This is a genomic window from Flagellimonas chongwuensis, from assembly GCF_013376415.1.
Classification (GTDB): domain Bacteria; phylum Bacteroidota; class Bacteroidia; order Flavobacteriales; family Flavobacteriaceae; genus Flagellimonas; species Flagellimonas chongwuensis.
Genome location: NZ_WYET01000001.1, coordinates 75,439 through 92,720 on the forward strand (window position 1 = coordinate 75,439; position 17,282 = coordinate 92,720).

The 17,282-nt window shown below is 41.4% G+C and carries 22 protein-coding genes; 15 read left to right on the plus strand and 7 right to left on the minus strand.

Annotated elements, in window-relative coordinates; all coding sequences use genetic code 11:
* The first annotated feature begins 6 nt into the window (after positions 1-6).
* Positions 7-1,560: a M20/M25/M40 family metallo-hydrolase gene (locus GUA46_RS00310; protein ID WP_176618837.1), complete on the plus strand. Its 1,554-nt coding sequence runs from the start codon at positions 7-9 to the stop codon at positions 1,558-1,560.
* A 60-nt stretch (positions 1,561-1,620) separates the two neighbouring features.
* Here the strand turns inward: GUA46_RS00310 and GUA46_RS00315 are convergent, their stop codons facing one another.
* Positions 1,621-2,025 (minus strand): hypothetical protein, encoded by a 405-nt coding sequence (locus GUA46_RS00315; protein ID WP_108245342.1) that lies wholly within the window; start codon positions 2,023-2,025, stop codon positions 1,621-1,623.
* A gap of 143 nt (positions 2,026-2,168) precedes the next feature.
* The gene (locus tag GUA46_RS00320) at positions 2,169-2,501 is read right to left on the minus strand and encodes a single-stranded DNA-binding protein (protein WP_176618838.1); all 333 of its coding nucleotides are present in this window, start codon (positions 2,499-2,501) and stop codon (positions 2,169-2,171) included.
* Positions 2,502-2,701: 200 nt separating this feature from the next.
* Here GUA46_RS00320 and GUA46_RS00325 point away from each other — a divergent pair, with 200 nt between their 5' ends.
* The 4 genes from GUA46_RS00325 to GUA46_RS00340 all read left to right on the plus strand — a co-directional run bounded on the left by GUA46_RS00325 (position 2,702) and on the right by GUA46_RS00340 (position 4,864).
* The gene (locus GUA46_RS00325; RefSeq protein ID WP_176618839.1) at positions 2,702-2,926 is read left to right on the plus strand and encodes a hypothetical protein; all 225 of its coding nucleotides are present in this window, start codon (positions 2,702-2,704) and stop codon (positions 2,924-2,926) included.
* 211 nt (positions 2,927-3,137) lie between these two features.
* Complete coding sequence (locus GUA46_RS00330; protein WP_108245345.1) at positions 3,138-3,632, plus strand: Dps family protein; 495 nt, start codon at positions 3,138-3,140, stop codon at positions 3,630-3,632.
* A gap of 49 nt (positions 3,633-3,681) precedes the next feature.
* Positions 3,682-4,152, plus strand: a complete 471-nt coding sequence (locus tag GUA46_RS00335) for a hypothetical protein (protein WP_108245346.1) — start codon at positions 3,682-3,684, stop codon at positions 4,150-4,152.
* Positions 4,153-4,261: 109 nt separating this feature from the next.
* Positions 4,262-4,864: a GNAT family N-acetyltransferase gene (locus GUA46_RS00340; RefSeq protein WP_108245347.1), complete on the plus strand. Its 603-nt coding sequence runs from the start codon at positions 4,262-4,264 to the stop codon at positions 4,862-4,864.
* On the opposite strand, the gene GUA46_RS00345 is transcribed toward GUA46_RS00340, so the two are convergent.
* A complete protein-coding gene (locus GUA46_RS00345; protein ID WP_108245348.1) occupies positions 4,852-5,997 on the minus strand; it encodes a glycerate kinase in 1,146 nt (381 codons plus the stop codon). The genes GUA46_RS00340 and GUA46_RS00345 overlap by 13 nt on opposite strands.
* Before the next feature lie 125 nt (positions 5,998-6,122).
* Here GUA46_RS00345 and GUA46_RS00350 point away from each other — a divergent pair, with 125 nt between their 5' ends.
* The 4 genes from GUA46_RS00350 to GUA46_RS00365 are packed head-to-tail and all read left to right on the plus strand — an operon-like array spanning position 6,123 to position 8,302.
* Positions 6,123-6,821: an SIMPL domain-containing protein gene (locus GUA46_RS00350; RefSeq protein ID WP_108245349.1), complete on the plus strand. Its 699-nt coding sequence runs from the start codon at positions 6,123-6,125 to the stop codon at positions 6,819-6,821.
* Positions 6,822-6,857: 36 nt separating this feature from the next.
* The gene (locus GUA46_RS00355; protein ID WP_176618840.1) at positions 6,858-7,349 is read left to right on the plus strand and encodes a DUF6265 family protein; all 492 of its coding nucleotides are present in this window, start codon (positions 6,858-6,860) and stop codon (positions 7,347-7,349) included.
* Between the two features lie 17 nt (positions 7,350-7,366).
* Positions 7,367-7,939, plus strand: coding sequence for a pentapeptide repeat-containing protein (locus GUA46_RS00360; protein WP_176618841.1), 573 nt, complete (start codon positions 7,367-7,369; stop codon positions 7,937-7,939).
* A 9-nt stretch (positions 7,940-7,948) separates the two neighbouring features.
* On the plus strand, positions 7,949-8,302 hold the full coding sequence (locus tag GUA46_RS00365; RefSeq protein WP_108245352.1) for a hypothetical protein: 354 nt from the start codon (positions 7,949-7,951) through the stop codon (positions 8,300-8,302).
* Here the strand turns inward: GUA46_RS00365 and GUA46_RS00370 are convergent, their stop codons facing one another.
* A complete protein-coding gene (locus tag GUA46_RS00370) occupies positions 8,303-8,773 on the minus strand; it encodes a CBS domain-containing protein (RefSeq protein ID WP_108245353.1) in 471 nt (156 codons plus the stop codon).
* A 122-nt stretch (positions 8,774-8,895) separates the two neighbouring features.
* Between GUA46_RS00370 and GUA46_RS00375 the strand changes: the two genes are divergently transcribed.
* From GUA46_RS00375 to GUA46_RS00385, 3 genes are all read left to right on the plus strand, one after another.
* Entirely contained in the window at positions 8,896-11,166 is a 2,271-nt protein-coding gene (locus GUA46_RS00375; protein ID WP_176618842.1) for a M28 family peptidase, read from the plus strand.
* Positions 11,159-11,965 carry an SDR family oxidoreductase gene (locus GUA46_RS00380; RefSeq protein WP_176618843.1) on the plus strand — a complete coding sequence of 269 codons (807 nt, stop codon included), beginning with the start codon at positions 11,159-11,161 and terminating at the stop codon, positions 11,963-11,965. The genes GUA46_RS00375 and GUA46_RS00380 overlap by 8 nt, the downstream gene beginning before the upstream one ends.
* Before the next feature lie 82 nt (positions 11,966-12,047).
* The gene (locus GUA46_RS00385) at positions 12,048-12,758 is read left to right on the plus strand and encodes a hypothetical protein (RefSeq protein ID WP_176618844.1); all 711 of its coding nucleotides are present in this window, start codon (positions 12,048-12,050) and stop codon (positions 12,756-12,758) included.
* A 1-nt stretch (position 12,759) separates the two neighbouring features.
* On the opposite strand, the gene GUA46_RS00390 is transcribed toward GUA46_RS00385, so the two are convergent.
* Entirely contained in the window at positions 12,760-13,260 is a 501-nt protein-coding gene (locus tag GUA46_RS00390; RefSeq protein WP_176618845.1) for a nuclear transport factor 2 family protein, read from the minus strand.
* Positions 13,250-13,747 carry a hypothetical protein gene (locus tag GUA46_RS00395; RefSeq protein WP_176618846.1) on the minus strand — a complete coding sequence of 166 codons (498 nt, stop codon included), beginning with the start codon at positions 13,745-13,747 and terminating at the stop codon, positions 13,250-13,252. The genes GUA46_RS00390 and GUA46_RS00395 overlap by 11 nt, the downstream gene beginning before the upstream one ends.
* A 64-nt stretch (positions 13,748-13,811) precedes the next feature.
* Between GUA46_RS00395 and GUA46_RS00400 the strand changes: the two genes are divergently transcribed.
* A complete protein-coding gene (locus GUA46_RS00400; protein ID WP_108245359.1) occupies positions 13,812-14,753 on the plus strand; it encodes an NAD-dependent epimerase/dehydratase family protein in 942 nt (313 codons plus the stop codon).
* Positions 14,754-14,756: 3 nt separating this feature from the next.
* Here the strand turns inward: GUA46_RS00400 and GUA46_RS00405 are convergent, their stop codons facing one another.
* A complete protein-coding gene (locus tag GUA46_RS00405; RefSeq protein ID WP_108245360.1) occupies positions 14,757-15,110 on the minus strand; it encodes a hypothetical protein in 354 nt (117 codons plus the stop codon).
* A gap of 254 nt (positions 15,111-15,364) precedes the next feature.
* On the opposite strand from GUA46_RS00405, the gene GUA46_RS00410 reads away from it, so the two are divergent.
* Positions 15,365-16,645, plus strand: coding sequence for a DUF2157 domain-containing protein (locus GUA46_RS00410; protein ID WP_176618847.1), 1,281 nt, complete (start codon positions 15,365-15,367; stop codon positions 16,643-16,645).
* On the plus strand, positions 16,638-17,222 hold the full coding sequence (locus GUA46_RS00415; protein WP_108245362.1) for a GDYXXLXY domain-containing protein: 585 nt from the start codon (positions 16,638-16,640) through the stop codon (positions 17,220-17,222). The genes GUA46_RS00410 and GUA46_RS00415 overlap by 8 nt, the downstream gene beginning before the upstream one ends.
* Positions 17,223-17,282 lie beyond the last annotated feature (60 nt).

Consider the following 17,282-nt stretch of genomic DNA (forward strand, 5'->3'; position numbering starts at 1 on the left):
GAAACTATGATTAAAAAAACCTCTTTTTTACTTACCATGCTCCTTGTCTCCAGCATGTCCATATTGGCACAGGACAAGGATGCGGTTATTGAAGCAATTATTCAAGAAGCCAACGAAAACTCACAATTGGAAACTCTTGGCCATCAACTAATGGATGGTATTGGCCCTCGTTTAGTGGGTACTCCCCAAATGAAAAAAGCCCACGATTGGGCCGCGGCAAAATACGAGAGTTGGGGTATCCCCGCCCGTAACGAGCAATGGGGCGAATGGAAAGGATGGGAACGTGGCATTAGCCATATTGATATGGTACATCCCAGAGTCCAAAGTCTAAGGGGCACGCAATTGGCTTGGAGCCCAAGTACACCGAAAAAGGGGGTTACTGCGGAGTTGGTTGTTCTACCAACAGTTTCCGACTCCATGGAATTCAAAAATTGGCTTCCGAATGTTAAGGGTAAACTGGTAATGATATCCATGCCACAACCTACAGGAAGACCAGATTACAACTGGGAAGAGTTTGCCACCGAAAAGTCGTTTGAAAAAATGAAGGATGAGCGTGAAGAGCAATCCAAAGCGTGGGACCAAAACATGGGCAACATTGGATTGAACCGACGTTCTTTACCCATTGCCCTTGAAGAAGCAGGTGCTGTCGGAATCGTTGCCTCGTATTGGTCAAACGGTTTTGGAGTAAACAAAATATTCGGGGCCTACACCAAAGAAGTCCCTACGATAGATTTGGAACTGGAGGATTATGGGATGCTGTATCGCTTGGTTGAATCGGGACAGAAACCTCAGCTACATGTAGTTGCAGAATCCAAAGAATTGGGTAAAATGCCCACCTTCAACACTATTGCAGAAATTAAAGGTTCAGAAAAGCCTGATGAATATGTGATTCTTTCCGCCCATTTTGATTCTTGGGACGGTGGAACCGGCGCAACAGACAATGGTACGGGAACCTTGGTGATGATGGAAGCCATGCGTATTCTGAAAAAAGCATATCCCAACCCAAAGCGAACCATTTTGGTCGGGCATTGGGGAAGCGAAGAGCAGGGACTTAACGGGTCCAGAGCCTTTGTGGAAGACAATCCTGAGATTGTTGAGGGAGTACAGGCCCTATTCAACCAAGATAATGGTACTGGAAGAGTGGTCCGAATTTCCGGAGGCGGATTTTTGAATGCTTACGATTATTTGGGTAAATGGCTTCACGAAGTGCCTACAGAAATTACTGATGAAATTGAAACTACCTTCCCCGGAACACCGGCACGTGGCGGTTCGGATTATGCATCTTTCCAGGCAGCAGGAGCACCGGCTTTTAGTTTGAGCTCTTTGAACTGGTCCTACTGGAACTATACTTGGCACACCAACAGGGATACTTACGACAAAATTATTTTTGATGATGTAAGAAACAATGCCATTTTAACAGCTATTTTGGCCTACATGGCCAGCGAGCACCCTGAAAAAACATCTCGAGAAAAAGCAGTATTGCCGATTAGCAATAGAACTGGCGAGCAATTGGAGTGGCCAGAGCCACGCTCACCTGAGCGTAACGGAGGTCAGAATTAAAACTACATACAAAAAAACGCCCCAAAATTGGGGCGTTTTTCAACTAACTAAAATCTATGTTTACAAAATTCGGGGCGATGCTATTTGCTGTGCCTCAACAAAGGCCTCTTTCGAGATATCTTGTTTGGCTTTATAGGTAAAATATAAACTGGTTCGTTGATAATAATAGTCGCTATGCTCACAATGATTCCCGCACGATTGCGCGTGCTCTGAGTAGGCAGACTGTTTGGCTTTCATATAAATATGGTAAGACGCATTATCTTGGGTCTCCAAATCATTTTCATAGCTTGTTTGATCCTTCCAAAAATCCTTCTCATCCTCCATAGAGAAAAAAACAGACAATTGTTCGTGTTGGGCATCCTTACGAGCCTGTTTTTCATAAAAAGGGATTTCATTATCCTGTGCGGATATTTTAGTGATTACCCCTAGGGCAAAAAGTGCTACTATTTGAACTCTTAATCTCATCCCTCGCATTTATTATATGTACGTTGTTCATTCGAAAAAAGTTCTGGCGTTTGTCCTTATAACAACAAAAAAGAATTATACCCTACTGCCTCGAACAAAAAAGGAGGCTATGCCCCCCTCTTTTTATCCATTGGAATACTTGATTATTTTCCAAGCATCAACAATTCATTACATTTAATTTCTGTGATGTATCTTTTTTCGCCCTCGTTGGTCTCGTAAGAGCGATTTATAAGTTTCCCTTCTATCATTACCTCTTTCCCTTTTGATAAAAAATCCTCTGTTATTTCAGCTAATTTGCCCCACGCTACAATATTGTGCCACTGCGTATCTGTTACCTTTTCGCCCTTTGCATTTTTGTAGGATTCATTTGTTGCGATGGAAAATTTGGCCAATTTGGCACCATTTTCCAGTGTGATGATTTCCGGGTCGTTTCCCAAGTTTCCGATCAATTGTACTTTGTTTCTAAGTGAGTTCATAGTAATTAAGATTTAAGATTTGAACATGTATCCATCGAACTTCATTGCTCGACGAGGCAAACTTAGAAGCATCAGAAAGTATTATTTGGTTTGTAATCGTTTGCTTTCGTTTGTAAACGTATGTAAACAATTACATACAATTAAAAGTGACCTAAGAATGCTAACTGTGTCTTATTAATTAACCAATAACTTCTTAGTTCATGTCAATCAGAAGTATCAATAAATATATTGTTGTTAAAAGATTTAGTTTGGGCAAGGTGCTATATGATAAATCGGATACCATTTATGTACAGGAACATGACCCTGTAAACAAAGAACCCCAGAAGGTTTTCAACGGTGAGAAAGAGTATGTTACCGATATTTCTTCAGACGTATACCTTTCATTGCGCAAAGGATTCATTATAGACGATCAGGAAACAGACTGATCGCAACTGTGTTAAAGCACCAAACAAAGACGATTTTTAGTAATCCGCCTAGCCAAAGCTTACTTATCCCCTACCCAATAGTGGCCACAGGCCAATTTAGCACCAAAAGAATCCTCGCATACCTTTTGCATCAATATTTACATCATTTCAATCAATCCGCGCGCGTGTTGGTATGTAATTTTATAGAAAACAAATCAAAAAAATCTATTATATGGAAGCTGTTAAAGCAAAAAATAAAACTTTTAAAAAACTAGGATTCACTTATTTAGAAACTGCTGAAATAGTAGTAAGTCTAAATACTCTTTTGGCCAACTATCAGGTTTTCTATAATAAACTGAGAAATTTCCATTGGAATATCGAAGGGCCAGAGTTCTTTGAACTTCATGAGGAGTTCGAGAACGAATACAATACGGTAAAAGAAAACATTGATATTGTTGCCGAAAGAATCCGTGTATTTGGCGTAAAAAGTAATTTTTCGCTTAAAAAAACCCTTGAGCTTTCAAAAATAAAAGAGCAGGAAAAAAATATTTCCGCACTGGAAATGGTCAGGGAAGTATTGCACGATTACGAAATTCTCCATGATAGCATGTTGGATGCCGTAAATGCAGCACTGGAAACAGGCGATGTGGTCACAGAGAACATGCTAACGGAATTTATGACAGCGTTGGAGAAAAGACACTGGATGTTCACCGCTTACCTAAAATAGTTGAAGCACACATTCAGCGAACTGATTTATTAACTATAAAAATTATACTATGAAAAAGCTCATTACCATACTATCACTAGCAACCCTAACCGCTTTTGCAGGTTATGGTCAAAATAAAAATTCCGGGGTCATGAAGGCCACTACGCAATTAAAGACCTTTACCGTTTCCGAAAATGGAAAGGAAAAGGAATATAGCGTAAAGGTGATGGAACGAAGGAACTATACCATGGAACTGGACAGTAAGGACAAGGGCATGGTGAACCAAGATAGGAAACCATCCTCCGCATACGTCACCAAATTGGTGGCCATAGATAGTGACTCAGACCCTAATTACGACGATTATATGGTACTAAAATACAAAGGTTCCGAAAGGAACAACTTTGAGGTGGTACAGACCGATAACGGTTTTGATATTAACGTTGACGATAGGTCCATGCACTACAATGTGCTGGAAAGCAATTACCTCATTGACAAGAAGGATAAAAGCTTCTTTATAATTGAGGAATTTGAATCGGAATAGTTGATATGATTTCGTTTTTTGATTGATGATGGAGCCAGGGGTTTTCCCTGGCTTTTTCTTTGTTCAAATCGATGGATTAAAACTTATATTTGAACTTTAAATTCAACCTATGGATTCTTGGTTACGCCCCCTTCAATTGGAAGGCGAATTGGTAAAATTGGTTCCCCTGCAAAAAACGCACAAAGTGGATTTGGCCTTTGCCGCATCTGATGGGAAACTTTGGGAGTTATGGTACACGGCCGTTCCCTCGCCCAAAACCGTAGATTCCTATTTGGACACCGCCTTAACAGAGCAGGCAGCAGGAAAATCATTGCCATTTGCCATCATCAACAAAAAAACAAACACTATTGTAGGAACCACCCGTTACCTCAATGTGGACGCCAAGAACAAGCGCGTGGAAATAGGTGCTACTTGGTACTCCAAAAAAGTCCAGCGAACAGGAATCAATACCGAATGCAAGTACATTTTGCTCAAATATGCCTTCGAGAATTTAAACTGTATTGCGGTTGAATTTAGAACCCACTTCCACAACCATCCTTCCCGAAATGCCATCTTAAGGTTGGGAGCCAAACAGGATGGTATTTTAAGAAACCACCGGGTAGATGAAGAAGGTAACCTAAGGGATACCGTTGTGTTCTCCATTTTGAACAGCGAATGGAAGACGGTAAAAACCTCGTTGGAATTTAAAATGACCCGTAGTTATTTGAGTTGACCTTTGGAAAGCTTTACCAAGTTGGCAAAATTGTAACTGGCCAATTTTAAGTTCGCCACCGTACTTGCTTTGGCGTCATCCAGATTCCCTATTTGATTAAGAATAGAGACGGCATAGTCCAATCCCATTTCTTGCATCTCTTCCATATTGACATCGACCGACCCGCAAAAGGCAGCAACAGGAACCTTTCGTTTTTTTGCAGATCGTATCACTCCGCTGATGGTTTTTCCAGAAAAGGTCTGGCTATCCAATTGTCCCTCTCCCGTAATCACCCAATCCGCTCCTTGCAACGCTTCATCAAAATTGGCTAGCTGCATAATCAAATCAACACCTGAAACCAGTTCTGCATTCAAGAAAACTACCGCTCCCCCACCAACACCACCGGCCGCTCCGGAACCTGGAATATTTTGGACATCAATGTCAAATGATGCTTTAAGAATTTCGGAAAAGTTTTTCAACCCTCTGTCCAAAAACTCGATATCCTCATCCGAAGCACCTTTTTGGACGCCATATATTTTGGCCGCACCGTTTTCTCCATAAAAAGGATTGCTCACATCGCACGCCACTTGAATTTTAGCTTTTGAAAGCTTTGAGTGAACATTATGCTGCTGGATTTCCTTCACCTGGCCCAAATTTTTCCCAATAGGTTTCAATTCATTTCCATGGGCATCCATAAATTGATAGCCCAATGCTTTTGCCATTCCCATGCCCCCATCATTGGTAGCACTGCCACCAATTCCCAACAATATGATTTGGACACCACGCTCCAAAGCGTCCAAAATCACCTCACCGGTGCCCAAGGTAGTGGTGTGCATACAGTCCATTTCGGATTTTTGAAGCAATTTGTAGCCAGAGGCTTCAGACATCTCGATAAAGGCCGTTTGCCCATCCTCCGACAGCAGATATTGTGTTGTAATCTCCCTAAAAAGAGGATCTTTGACCTTTACGCTCACCTTTGATGCCTTGAGATAATCGGCCACCACATCAATGGTACCATCACCACCATCGGCCAAGGGCATGTTTAAAATTTCCGATTTTGGGAAAACTTTATATATACCTTGAGCAACGGTTTCACAAAATTCGCGTCCTGTTAGCGAGCCTTTATATTTATCGGGTGCCAAAATAAATTTCATCCCTACAATGTACTCAAGTTTATCGAGTTAATCCAAAGATTTGAATCAATACGAGGGAGCAAAATCCAAAACGGCACAGGTTTTGAACATAAGGCGGAAGTATTTATCTTTAATAAAATTACATCATGAGAAAGACTATAATTTTTGTAGCAACAGCTTTAATTACTATGACAACCTTTGCCCAATCCAAAAACTTTTTGGACACTCCCTATCTGGAAACCTCTTCACAAGTGGACACGCTGGTGACCCCGGATAAAATCTATCTGAACATCATTATACAAGAAAAGGATACTAAAGGCCGTGTTTCCGTAGAGGAGCAGGAAAACCAAATGGCACAGCGCTTTAAGGCCATGGGCATTGATTTGGACAAGCAACTTGTCATCAAAGACATGGGCAGTAACTTCAAAAAATATTTTTTGCGCCAAAAAGAGGTGCTCAAAAGCAAGCAATACTCGTTGGTAGTGTATTCTGGAAAAGAATTGGGCGAAGTAATGGTGGCCTTGGAACAATTGGACATCGCCAACACAAGCATTGAAAAAACCGAGTACTCCAAAATGGAAGAACTGGAACTCGAGCTAAGAACAAAAGCTGTAAAAAAGGCCATGCAAAAAGCTGAGGCCCTAACAAAACCATTGGGTCAAAAAGTGGGAATGGCCATTCATATTGCCGATAACTCACAGTATTATCCACGATACAACCAAGCTCCGATGATGGAAATGAAAGCCGTTTCTTCCGATATGGGACAAGCACAACCTTTGGACATCGATTTTGAAAAAATTAGAGTGGAGACCACTGTAAACGTAAAATTTGCCCTGTCCAATTAATGGATAGGGTTTTATCAATCAAAAACTGACCAACCCATGAAATCAATCAAACTTATTTTGCTGTTTTGCGCAGGAATCGTTTCTGCCCAGGAAACGCTTCAACTTTCCGAAGGAGAATCATCGCCCAAGGCCAATTTAGAGGAAGTCGCATGGATAGAAGGTCATTGGACCGGCGAAGCCTTTGGTGGAATTGCCGAAGAAATCTGGAGCGCCCCCATGGGCAATTCCATGATGTTCGTTTTTCGTTTGGTCAATGATGACAAGGTTTCCTTCTATGAATCGGGACACATTCAACAATTGGACGATTCCATTATACTACAGCTTAAACATTTTGATGGAAATATGCGAGGTTGGGAGGAAAAAGACCAGACCATCGATTTTAAACTGGTGAAACTGGAACCGAACAAAGTGTTTTTTGAGGGACTTACCATGGAAAAAATAAGCGAGGACCAAATCAATGTTTGGGTCCTTATCGAAGAAAATGGAAATACCGGAGAAGTGCTTTTTGCATACAACCGAATGAAGTAACCAAATAACCCAAGACCATGTCGGCAAACTTTTGGACAGATCAGGAGTTTACAAAAGAGGATTACACACAGAAAAAATTGCCCAAGGGTGATTACGAAAATTGCCGTTTTGTGGATTGCCTGTTCTCCAAGGGGTATTTGGACAACCAAAATTTTGTGGAATGCACTTTTGAAGGGTGCGACCTCACCAACACCAATATTGCCAATACCACTTTTAACGAAGTGACGTTTATGGACTGTAAAATGGTGGGGCTTCAGTTTGAAACTTGCAGCCAACTTTTGTTATCCCTACATTGTACAGGGTGCAATCTTTCGGTGGCATCTTTTCATGGCATGGATTTGCCGCGTATCATCTTTGATGGATGTAAGCTCCATCAAACTGATTTCTCAGAGGCTCATCTAAAGCAAGCAGGATTTTCTGGTTGCGACCTTGAAAATGCCCTTTTTGAAAATACAAATCTCGAACAGGCCGATTTTACCTCAGCCATTAATTTCAACATCGACCCATCCATCAATCAACTAAAGAAAACCCGCTTCAGCGAGAGCGGGCTAATCGGTTTATTAAAAAAGTATGATATTGTGGTGACCTAATCTTATCCTATGTCCGAAAGAAAATGCTTGGTCTGTGGCGAAAAACTCTTGGGCCGTATCGATCAAAAATACTGTTCCGACCATTGCAGAAACGCATACAATAACCTACTGAACAGAGACAGCAAAAACCTTGTTCGAAACATCAACAACAAACTTCGCAAAAACTATAGGATTCTTGACAGTTTCCCTCTCAAGGACGGCAAAACCAAGACCACTAAAATGCGTTTGTTGGACAAGGGGTTCGATTTTGAATACCTGACTAACCTATATACCACAAAAAAGGGAAGCACCTACTTTTTTGTCTACGATTTGGGCTATCTACCCCTCGACAACGACTATTTTATGATTGTAAAAAGGGAATAATTATTTCCAACTATGGGAAGTAAGCTTGAGGGCCGCAACCACAATATCTTTTCGGCTGATCTGACCTACCAAAATATCGTTCTTCATCACAGGCAACCTACGTCTATTATGCCTATCAAAAACACCTGCCGCATCAAAAATGGACATATCGTGTGGGATGGTCTCCACATTCTTGGTCATAAACCGCTCCACGCTCTTGTCCAAAATAGGTTGATTAAAATACCTGCTCTCGGATATCTGTTTCATACAGTCAGCCTCCGAAACAATCCCCACCAAAAAACCATTGTTGTCCACAACGGGTCCACCAGAAATATGGTGTTTGGCAAAAGTCTCCATCACTTCCAAAATGGACTGGTCCGGAGAAAAGGTGATCAATTTTTTGGTCATGTAATCCTCCACCAAAATTGGGGCATTGTATTTCTTCTTGGCCTCCTCTTTGCATCGTACGCCTTGAAAACTTTTGATTGCCATATGGTTAGATTTTAAAGTTGAATAATAAATATAGACTTTTTTAGCGAATAACCTAATTTTTGACATCAAAATATGAGAACCTTTTAGAATTTCATACATTTAATCACCAACAACGCTAAGCCATGAAATTTTCCCGAACCCTTACCCTATTACTCCTTCTTTTTGCCGTATACTGGAGTTTTAAATCCTTGATGCCTTCCTACAGCCCCGACCAAGATCTTGAGCTGGAAGCCTTTTCCACAGACAGGGCGCTGGAGCATGTAAAACAATTATCTATGGAACCCCATGCCGTTGGTTTCCCTGGGCACGAACGCGTCAAAGACTATATCATTTCCGAATTGAATAAAATGGGGTTGACGACCACAGTTCAAAATGGGTACACAGCTGGTGACTGGGGCAACTTGAGCAAGGCAACCAATATTCTTGCAAGAATAGAAGGAAGTGGAGATGGAAAAGCACTTCTTCTATTGTCTCACTACGACAGCAATCCACATTCATCCTTCGGAGCAAGTGACGCAGGAAGCGGCGTGGCGACTATTTTGGAAGGAATCCGCGCCTTTTTGAGCGAGAACAAGACGCCCAAAAACGACATCATTATCCTCATCAGTGATGCAGAGGAGCTTGGGCTTAACGGAGCGGATCTTTTTGTAAACAAGCACCCGTGGGCCAAAGATGTAGGCCTTGTACTTAATTTTGAGGCACGGGGGAGCGGTGGCCCCAGTTACATGCTTATCGAAACCAATAGGGGCAATGCCAAATTGATAAAGGAATTCAAAGAGGCCAATCCAAAATACCCCGTGGCCAATTCCTTGGCCTACAGTATCTACAAAATGCTCCCGAACGATACAGACCTTACTGTTTTTAGGGAAGACGGCGATATCGAAGGCTTCAATTTTGCATTTATCGACGACCATTTTGATTACCATACTGCATTGGACAACTACGAAAGATTGGACAGAAACACACTTGCCCACCAAGGCAGCTACTTAATGCCCCTGCTCACCCATTTTAGTGATGCCGATTTGAACAACTTAAAAAGTTTGAGCGATGAAGTATACTATAATCTTCCTTTTTACAAGATGGTCTCCTACCCTTTTGAATGGATTTGGCCTATGTTCGGTTTTGCAGTTCTTGCGTTTGTACTGCTGCTATTTTTTGGTTTCAAAAACAAAAAACTCAATATCAAGGAAATTTTCAAGGGCTTTGTTCCGGTTCTTATCACTTTGGTTGTTAACGGACTTGTGGGATATTTCTGTTGGTCCATCATTACATGGTGGTATCCCGGCTTTAAGGATATGCTTCATGGATTCACTTACAATGGACATCTCTACATTGCGGTGTATGTCATGTTCTCGCTCTTCGTGTGCTTTTACACCTATCACAAATTCCGAAAAACAAGTACGTCCAATTTATTGGTTGCTCCCATATTTATTTGGTTGATCATTTGTGGCTTGGTGGCACACTACCTTAAAGGAGCCAGCTTTTTTATAATTCCTCTATTTGGTTTGTTGGCAGGACTCTTGGTGACCGTCAATCAAGAAAAACCAAATCCGTTCCTCATGGTATTTCTGGCATTGCCCGCAGTGCTCATTTATTCCCCTTTCATTAAAATGTTCCCCGTTGGCCTTGGTTTAAAAATGATGGTCGCCGCAACGCTGTTCACAACACTGTTGTTCTTCCTGATACTCCCATTTTTTGGCCAGCTAAAAAGTAAAGGGCGTTTGGCCTATCTCTGTTTGTTTCTCTTCTTCGCATTTGGAATCACAAGCCATATCCAATCCGACTTTAACGAGAAAAGACCAAAACCAAGCAGCTTGCTATATGTTTACAATGAAGACAAAAACACTTCCCAATGGGCCACTTACGACAATGTTCTGATTGATTGGAACGGTCAATTTCTTGGAGAGGATAAAAAGCAACCCGAAGCAGAGACGATTTCCAGTAAATACCGCACCAATTTGAATTATGTTGCCGATGCTCCAAAAAAAGAAATACCTGTGCCGTACATTGATACGGTAATGGATACCATCGTTGGTGAAAACAGAGTGATTGAAATCTGCATAACCCCACAAAGAGATGTAAACCGTTTAGAGGTCTTTACAAACCCCATAAAACTGGGGAAAGCCAAAGTAAACCAAATTGAGTTGTCCTCCCATTTCTTGGAAAACAGGAAAAACAGATTGGTCACACACTACATAACAAACAATAATTTTACGGAACTACAATTGGAGTTTCCCAAGGATTCTGTACTGGAACTTACTCTTTATGAAGCCTCCAACGACCTTTTGACACATCCTGACTTCAGTATTCCGGAACGTCCAAAAAACAGTATTCCCATGCCATTTGTTCTAAATGACGCTATATTAACGATTAAAACTTTACGATTTGAGTAAAAACATTGGTGTTTTGGGCTGTGGCTGGCTAGGATTGCCCTTAGCGAAAAAATTAATTGAAGATGGATACAACGTTCACGGGACCACCACATCATCCGATAAGTTCTCTGCCTTGGAGAACGAAGGAATCAAACCCTTCAAGGTTCGTTTGTCGGAAAAAGAAATTGAAGGCGACATCCAAAGCTTCCTTTCCCATCTTGATACAGTAATCATCAACGTGCCGCCGAAACTTCGTGGCAAGCAAACCGAAAGCTATGTTGAAAAAATCAAGCACCTCATCACGGAAATCAAAAAGAGTGAAGTGGCCCATGTCATTTTTGTAGGGAGTACGGCCGTTTACGGGGATGCCGAAGGCGAAGTATCCGAAGAATCGCCTACACAGCCCGTAACCGAATCGGGCAAACAATTGGTGGAATGCGAAAGCTTATTTTGCAACGAAAACCAATTCAAAACTACCATCATCAGGTTTGGGGGCTTGATTGGTCCAAATAGGCATCCCGTCACCATGCTTTCCGGTCGGGAGAACCTGACTGGCGGAAACAATCCAATAAATCTGATCCACCTTCATGATTGCATTCATATGATTGCTACCATTCTAGCGCAAGGATACTGGGGAGAACTCTTTAACGGTGTATATCCGCATCACCCCAAAAAGCAAATATATTATTTTGAAGCAGCCCAAAAGAGAGGCTTGCCCGCTCCCGCTTATGACGAAGAACCCGATACCAAAGGGAAGATAGTACTGAGCAAAAACTTTATGGGCAAAGGCCATACCTTTCAAACTGCAATTGATTCCTAGGGCCATAGCCTTTTACTTATCGAATTCTTAACAGGCGGGTTGGGATTAATTTGTTAGATTTGGCGCACTAAATTGAAGATCAATGAAAAAGTCTGTATTCCTCTTGCTCCTATTTGTGGGCTTTACAGGTATTTCCCAAACAAACGATGCGCTCCTAAAACACTACAATGATTATTACAAAGAAATGCGCCTTCAGGGTGATGTAAATGGTGTAATAAGTGCATTGACGCACCTCAACGTGATTTCTCCTTCCAAAGAGAGAAGAGATACCTTGGCCTTTGTTTACATGAACAATGGCAAACACATGCAAGCCTTGAACACTATAGGCATTGAAAAGAATGCCGATGATTCGGATTTGGCTGTACAGGTAAAGGCTTTTTCCCTAAAATCCTTGAACCAGCCCAAAAGAGCTTTGGAACATTTTGAGGAGTTGAATTCCAGAAACCCATCTCCTTACCTGGCTTATGAAATGGCCGACCTTAAAATTCAAACTGGGGACATGGAAGGAGCCGTTAAAAATATAGAATATGGTATTGCCAATGCAACGGATGAAATGAAGTATGCTTTTTATGAAAGACAACAACCCTATGAAGTTCCTCTAAAAGCGGCTTTCTACCATTTAAAGGGATTGGCCGATTTTAACCAGAACAAAGAGAATATCGATGCCGCTATTGCTTCTATTGATGAAGCACTGAAAATAGCCCCGAATTTTAATTTGGCAAGTTTGAGCAAGCAAGCTTTGGAATCGAGAAAGCAACAAGCCGCTGAAACTTCTGAAGCGACTAAAAATTAAGCTACTGCTTCTTTTTTAGCTCTTGGAGTAACGCATTGTCCTTTTCTTCCTTGATTTGGACTAGCTCTGCCACATTATCGTTGGGTACAGCTATTGACAATACATAATGGGCAATCTTCCATTGCCCATTTATTTTTTTAAGCACCCCGGAACCTCTGCAAATTTTCATTTGGGTATCCAACAATTCGTCGAACCAGGCAAAATCGGCAGACTCGCCTACATAAATATTTCGCTGCACCGCCATAAAGCTCCAGGCCTTTCCCCTGTCAAAATACGGTTTGGAGAAGGCCCTGAATTCATCGTTCTGCCAGTTTTCCATGGCATCGGTTCCCAAGAACACACCGTCCCTGGTCATTTTATCAAAATAGGCCTCAAAATCCGCGTTTGCCGCAGCAAGGTGCCAACTGTCCAGCACATCATTGATTTTATCCTTCTCCGTATTCTGCGCAAATAGGGTCGCTGATACCGTTAAAAGCACCAAGACAAGAATCTTATGTTTCATCTAGAATCAGTTTTTTATCCAACTGGCTGTTCATGATCACATTCAATTGCTTACGTATGGAATTGTATGCTTCCAACACCTTTATGGTGGGCTCTGTGGTCGGTTGATTTTCCATGATGCTGGTCTTTGCTTTGTAGAGAAAAGTGCGCATCACCATTTGTCTGCTCTTCACTTGAAAAGAATCGAACAATTCAGGATATTTTCCAGCTTCAAGTTTCTTCTCCTTTTCTATTAAATCATCTATGGCAAGGGCCAAATCTTCATTGTTGGTTGCTTTATAAAGCACATCGACACTACTGTTCAAATCTTTGAACTGTTGCCAATCAGCTACTATAGCAGCAGCTTCGGGATTGATTTCAATTTTCTCGGGCATTTTTTGATAGTTAAACTCCAACTCCTCTGTATTTACCTCAACAGGAGCTTCCTCAACCTTTTTACAGGCATTTAGAAGCACTATCAGAACAAGAATACCTAACAATTTTTGCATAAGCGAATGTACAAATTTTAATAAAGGGTATCTTTGCCCTCGAACCAAATTAACTTCATTTTTAATGCATAAGCCCATATTGATTATTGGCGCCTGTGGCCAAATAGGAACGGAACTCACCTTTGAACTTAGAAGCAAGTACGGTGCTGATAATGTAATTGCAAGTGATATTCGCGAGGGTGGGGACGCCTTGATGCAGTCAGGACCTTTTGAGCTCTTGGACGCCACCAACTATGGGGCAATTGAAGATGTGGTGATGCATTACGAGATCGATGAAGTTTACTTAATGGCCGCCATGCTCAGTGCTACGGCAGAAAAATTCCCAATGCGTGCATGGAACCTGAACATGAACTCTCTTTTCAATGTCCTGAATTTGGCTAAGGACAAAAAGATTTCCAAAGTATTCTGGCCCTCCAGCATAGCTGTGTTTGGACCGAACACCCCTAAAACCAATACTCCGCAGAGTACAATTATGGAGCCAAGTACTGTGTATGGCATAAGCAAACAATCGGGCGAAAGGTGGTGCGAATACTATCACAAAAAATATGGTGTGGACGTTAGAAGTGTGCGCTACCCTGGCTTGATCAGCTGGAAAACGATGCCCGGCGGCGGCACCACCGATTATGCCGTGGAGATTTATCATGAAGCACTTAAAAAAGGTTCATATGAGTGCTTTTTGAAGAGCGATACAGAACTTCCCATGATGTATATGGACGATGCCATTAGAGCAACCATTGATTTAATGGAGAGTCCATCGGAGCAAATAAAAGTGAGGTCTTCCTATAATTTGGCAGGCATGAACTTTACACCTGAGCAAATGGCCGAAAGCATTAAGAAACATATCCCTGCTTTTGATATTAGCTACGCTCCGGATTTTAGACAGGAAATCGCCGATTCTTGGCCCAGTAGCATTGACGATACGGAAGCAAGAAACGAGTGGGGTTGGGAGCCGAAGTTCAACTTGGAACAGACCACTAAAGAAATGCTCGACAACTTGAAGGGTTAAGGATTATTCGTCTTCGTCAGAGTCGGAATCACCATCCGAATCCGGATCATCATCGGAATCTGAAAAGTCTTCATCTTCCTCAGGTATTTTTTCGTAGCCCTCAGAATCAAAATTATCTTCCTCATTATCATCCTCGTCAAAATCGGCCATGGTGCGTTCCAGTTTAGAACTGATCTTTACCAGATATTTGGTATCCTCGGTGGATACTTCCACGGCCTCTATATATTCTCCCTTTATATTCTTGAAGTTAATGACATCATCGTCCCCATATCCATCAGGATATTTTTCCACCAAAAGCTTGAGTACCTCGGAGGTGAGTTTTTTATAGTCTACAATTACGCGTTTGAGGTTGTCCATGGTATTGTTGGTTACTTATCCTAAGTTATATAACTATTGTGATTGTATGGAAAAATTATAAAAAAAATCTTTGCATTTCAAAATTGGGGCGATTTTATCGACCAAAAATGATGTTAACCTGAAGTTGATATTAAAAAAAGGGAAAGAACACAGAAAAGCAACTTATAGGAAAGATTAAATCATTCTACCGACTTTACAATAATTATGTATCTTAACCTAATCTAACACAGCTCTTAACCTACAAACCCAGGACTATGAGTATTCTCAACGACCTGCAAGAACTTGAAAAGGCCGGGGTAATCTCCAAGGATACCGCGACAAGGATAGAATCGTACTACAAAGGCAGAAACGATACATCCACCAATAAGCTTTTTTTGGTTTTTGGTGTTTTGGGAGCCATCTTGGTGGGGCTGGGCATAATCCTCATAATTGCGCATAACTGGGATGAACTGCCCCGTGGGCTAAAAACAGGGGCCGCATTTCTTCCTCTATTGGTCGGACAGGCCCTATGCTCGTTCACCTTACTAAAAAAGCATCAAAACGTTGTTTGGAAAGAAAGTTCAGCTGTTTTTTTGTTTTTTGCAGTAGGCGCTAGCATCGCTTTAATCAGCCAGATATATAATATTCCCGGTGATTTAAGCTCATATCTGCTGACCTGGATGATTTTGACATTGCCCCTTGTTTATGTAATGAGATCTTCAATGGTTTCTTTGCTCTACATTATTGGAATAACCTATTTCGCAAGCGAAACTGGATATTGGGACTACCCCACTGATTCTCCCTATGTTTTTTGGCTGATGCTTGCTGCTATTGTTCCACATTATTATCTTTTACTAAAGAAAAGTCCCCATAGCAACTTTGTCCGCTTTCATAATTGGTTTGTCGCCTTGTCCCTTACTGTGGTTCTGGGTACTTTTTCAAAACAAATGGACGAACTCATGTTCTTGGCATACACCTCTTTATTTGGCCTGTTCTATCTTTTCGGAACAAGTAAATTCCTCCCTGATAGAACCACAAAAAATGCCTACACCCTATTGGGAAGCTTGGGGACCGTTATCATTTTATTGATTTTAAGCTTTAATGAGTTTTGGGAACATCTCATTAAAAAAGATATGTTCCTGAGTGAAATTAGTGTTGCTCCGGAATTTATCATTACCATCATTTTGACCGTATTAGCCATGGTGTTTGTGTATGAACGGTTTAAATCGTCATCGAATAAAAGCATCTCTCCTTTTTCGGCTGCTTTCCTATTGTTTATACCTGTGTTCTTTATAGGAACATTTTCACCCATAGCGGTATTCTTGATAAACTTTTTGGTCTTTGCCATTGGAATCCTAACGATTCGGGATGGCTCCAACCGGAACCATTTGGGCATTCTCAACTACGGTCTTCTTATTATAGCTGCATTGATCGTATGCCGGTTTTTTGATACCGACCTAAGTTTTGTAATCCGTGGATTACTATTTATATCTGTTGGTGTGGGATTCTTTTTTGCCAACTATAGAATGATTCAAAAAAGACAGGGAAATGACTAGCAAGAATAAGCACATACTCATTTTTGCCCTGGTCGCATTGGTTCAACTTTATGTTCCTGCCAAGATGATATGGAACCAGGAAAGCATATTGGAAGATGGCAAAGAATATAAATTTAAGACTGCACCCATAGACCCCAACGATCCTTTCAGGGGAAAATACATCACCCTGACTTTTGAAGAGAACACCTATAAAGTTAGTGGTGAGATGGAGTGGACACGAGGGGAGGAAGTATATGTACTGCTTACTACCAACGCATCCGGATTTGCAAAAATAGACTCCATTACCAAACAAACGCCGGACAACTCTATCGATTTTGTTAAGGCCAAAGTATGGTTTCTCTCCGGAAACGGTGAAAACAAGTTGACCATAGACTACCCTTTTAATAGGTATTATATGGAAGAGTCCAAGGCCTATGATGCAGAGGTCACATATAGGGAATCTCAAATAGATACCTCAAAAACCACATATGCCCTGGTTCAAATCAAAAATGGTGATGCCGTGCTAAAGGATGTATTGATAGATGGAGTCCCCATCAGAGAAATAGTGAAAAAGGATCAAAGCAAAAATCAACGCTAACAACGTACACTTCCAAAGAGTTCCTGTTTTTGCAGCACATCAACATGGAGGGCGGTTGTG

Coding starts and splice junctions, on each gene's coding strand:
- GUA46_RS00400 (WP_108245359.1), top strand. CDS start 13,812: ATGCATAAGCCCATATTGATTATTGGCGCCTGTGGCCAAATAGGAACG.
- GUA46_RS00405 (WP_108245360.1), bottom strand. CDS start 15,110: ATGGACAACCTCAAACGCGTAATTGTAGACTATAAAAAACTCACCTCC.
- GUA46_RS00390 (WP_176618845.1), bottom strand. CDS start 13,260: ATGAAACATAAGATTCTTGTCTTGGTGCTTTTAACGGTATCAGCGACC.
- GUA46_RS00330 (WP_108245345.1), top strand. CDS start 3,138: ATGGAAGCTGTTAAAGCAAAAAATAAAACTTTTAAAAAACTAGGATTC.
- GUA46_RS00385 (WP_176618844.1), top strand. CDS start 12,048: ATGAAAAAGTCTGTATTCCTCTTGCTCCTATTTGTGGGCTTTACAGGT.
- GUA46_RS00325 (WP_176618839.1), top strand. CDS start 2,702: ATGTCAATCAGAAGTATCAATAAATATATTGTTGTTAAAAGATTTAGT.
- GUA46_RS00350 (WP_108245349.1), top strand. CDS start 6,123: ATGAGAAAGACTATAATTTTTGTAGCAACAGCTTTAATTACTATGACA.
- GUA46_RS00410 (WP_176618847.1), top strand. CDS start 15,365: ATGAGTATTCTCAACGACCTGCAAGAACTTGAAAAGGCCGGGGTAATC.
- GUA46_RS00340 (WP_108245347.1), top strand. CDS start 4,262: ATGGATTCTTGGTTACGCCCCCTTCAATTGGAAGGCGAATTGGTAAAA.
- GUA46_RS00395 (WP_176618846.1), bottom strand. CDS start 13,747: ATGCAAAAATTGTTAGGTATTCTTGTTCTGATAGTGCTTCTAAATGCC.
- GUA46_RS00310 (WP_176618837.1), top strand. CDS start 7: ATGATTAAAAAAACCTCTTTTTTACTTACCATGCTCCTTGTCTCCAGC.
- GUA46_RS00345 (WP_108245348.1), bottom strand. CDS start 5,997: ATGAAATTTATTTTGGCACCCGATAAATATAAAGGCTCGCTAACAGGA.
- GUA46_RS00365 (WP_108245352.1), top strand. CDS start 7,949: ATGTCCGAAAGAAAATGCTTGGTCTGTGGCGAAAAACTCTTGGGCCGT.
- GUA46_RS00335 (WP_108245346.1), top strand. CDS start 3,682: ATGAAAAAGCTCATTACCATACTATCACTAGCAACCCTAACCGCTTTT.
- GUA46_RS00375 (WP_176618842.1), top strand. CDS start 8,896: ATGAAATTTTCCCGAACCCTTACCCTATTACTCCTTCTTTTTGCCGTA.
- GUA46_RS00415 (WP_108245362.1), top strand. CDS start 16,638: ATGACTAGCAAGAATAAGCACATACTCATTTTTGCCCTGGTCGCATTG.
- GUA46_RS00315 (WP_108245342.1), bottom strand. CDS start 2,025: ATGAGATTAAGAGTTCAAATAGTAGCACTTTTTGCCCTAGGGGTAATC.
- GUA46_RS00370 (WP_108245353.1), bottom strand. CDS start 8,773: ATGGCAATCAAAAGTTTTCAAGGCGTACGATGCAAAGAGGAGGCCAAG.
- GUA46_RS00320 (WP_176618838.1), bottom strand. CDS start 2,501: ATGAACTCACTTAGAAACAAAGTACAATTGATCGGAAACTTGGGAAAC.
- GUA46_RS00360 (WP_176618841.1), top strand. CDS start 7,367: ATGTCGGCAAACTTTTGGACAGATCAGGAGTTTACAAAAGAGGATTAC.
- GUA46_RS00355 (WP_176618840.1), top strand. CDS start 6,858: ATGAAATCAATCAAACTTATTTTGCTGTTTTGCGCAGGAATCGTTTCT.